The organism is Commensalibacter communis (assembly GCF_947179015.1).
Lineage (GTDB): Bacteria > Pseudomonadota > Alphaproteobacteria > Acetobacterales > Acetobacteraceae > Commensalibacter > Commensalibacter communis.
The window spans coordinates 1-2,067 of sequence record NZ_CAMXCM010000022.1; the positions used below are offsets into that span (position 1 = coordinate 1).

The 2,067-nt window shown below is 39.2% G+C and carries 1 protein-coding gene; it reads right to left on the reverse strand.

Features of this window, described 5'->3' with window-relative positions; genetic code table 11:
• Window positions 1–107 precede the first annotated feature (107 nt).
• The coding region (locus tag PQG54_RS12235) for a Hint domain-containing protein (protein ID WP_271790828.1) at window positions 108–2,067 on the reverse strand (1,960 nt) is incomplete at its 5' end.

Consider the following 2,067-nt stretch of genomic DNA (forward strand, 5'->3'; position numbering starts at 1 on the left):
AATTTCAGATTAATTTTTTGGTTATATTTTATATTATATGAAAAGGGGGCTTGGCTCTATTGTAAAATAGAGCCAAGCACTTATACTGTATGAATATTATTCAGAGATTAAGAAGCGATTTTGTTTTGTTCTTCGCTGAACAGTTCTTCGATATACGGCCCGCCAGCTAATATATTGAGAACAAGTATTCTTTTTTCTGGATAATTGGTGTGGATGTTTAATGTGGCCTTTCCATTTGTCCAGCGACAAGGAGAGTTCTCCACAACATCCCACCCTTCGAGAGATTCATCAGATAAGTAATCCGTAAGATCATGAACGCTATTATTGCTCATGATAAATGCTTGACCAACCAAGACACCTAGCTTGCGACGGTCATCGACAAAAGCGCCAATGGTTTCACATGGTCTGCTGGTTCTTGATATGATATTAACAATATTGATCCCTTCTGGAATGATAAAGACATATTTTCCATTTTGAACAAGATGAGGTTCAATAATAGTTCCCAAGCCTGTTTCTAAATGAAGATTTGGATCATTTGTTAAGGATACGCTTTCGGTCTTTGATGCAATATTATTGTAAATAGCACGACTATTAATTTGGCTGTAAATTGGTTCAACCATTGAACGTTGCACATTAAGAGGGGCAGCGGCATCAACATCCCATGTTTTTGTCTCATTAAATAGTGAAACAACTCTGTGGTTTGTTGAAAATGCGTTTCGGTTCCCTGTGTCCAAATAGCTTTCTGTTAACATGCCATTGGCCCAAATGACTGAATGTTTTTCTGTCTCAATATGATAATAATCATAAGAGGTAATTGAACGATCATAGTAAATTGAGCGACCGTTAACTAACATCCGTACCGGCACAAAGTTTCCATCAAAGAACAAACAATGTTCTGGTGTAATCAATAGATCTTGATTAGGAACGTTATCGGCAATTGCTCCTTTTAAAACACGCACAGGATATCCAGCAAGATCATCAGGTTGATTGGTTTTGACGGTGACATGTTTTTTACCAATCCAAGTTACTGCTGAATGGATGACTTGGTTGGTTTGCCAATCGAACGTTTCTATGATGTCATTGGTCGAGATGGTTTCGATTACCATTGTGCCATTAGGTGTAGAAATCGCAGTGCCTGCAAGGAAACAAACGTCGATAATAACATTACCATCGCTGTTTTCGCCCAATGTATATCCTGTGGTTTCAACATCAATAATATGTAAAGTAATTGAAGAGCCATCTAAAAGCGTAATGGTCATGTGATCTTTGTCAGGGAACTTAACGCTTGAGATTTGACTGCGTTGAATATCTTTTAAAGTAATGCTGTCATTTCCGTCGAAATCTTGGATTGTGGATGATACTTGTGTCCCGTTTGTAGATGCCTTGCCTGCAATAACCAGCCCTTTATTTTCTGTGCCTTGTAAAGAGATTACACCACCTGTTGAGGTTGTAATATTTGCGCTGCCTCCAGCTGCCAAGTCTAGTTTACCCGTCAATTTTGCTGGGTCAGAAAAGTTTGCTACTGCGGTATCACCAACATAAAGATCACCAATTGTTCCATTTGATGAATTAACAACTGATCGATCGTAAAGATAGAGGCTCTCAATCGTACTGTTGGTAGCCATTGTTAATGTTTTGCCATTGGTAATATATGTCTTGCCAGGATAATTAGTACCATTTACAGTTACTGGATTAGCAGCACCACCATAAACAAGAACGTCTCCATATCCCCCACTTGTTGCTAAGTCAGGGGTAGAACCTGCGTAAGGGTTTCCAATCTTATAGATACGGTCAGCCTCAGTCCCACCTGGTGGTACAAAAGAATAATACCATGATCCGCTCTCATCCTCGCTATATTCTGCTAAGCCTATAGCCTGTGCATTGTTACTTGGATCATTTGGATCATCAACCTCATCTTGCCAAGTAATGGCGTTACCTTCAGAATCTGTCGTCGATGTGGGTAATGCATACGTGCTAATTCCAACAGATCTAGGTGCTATAAAACTCCTCGCTTGTATCGGTAAAATACCACCATCTTGTCCAAAATCATCCAAATCATCTGATAAA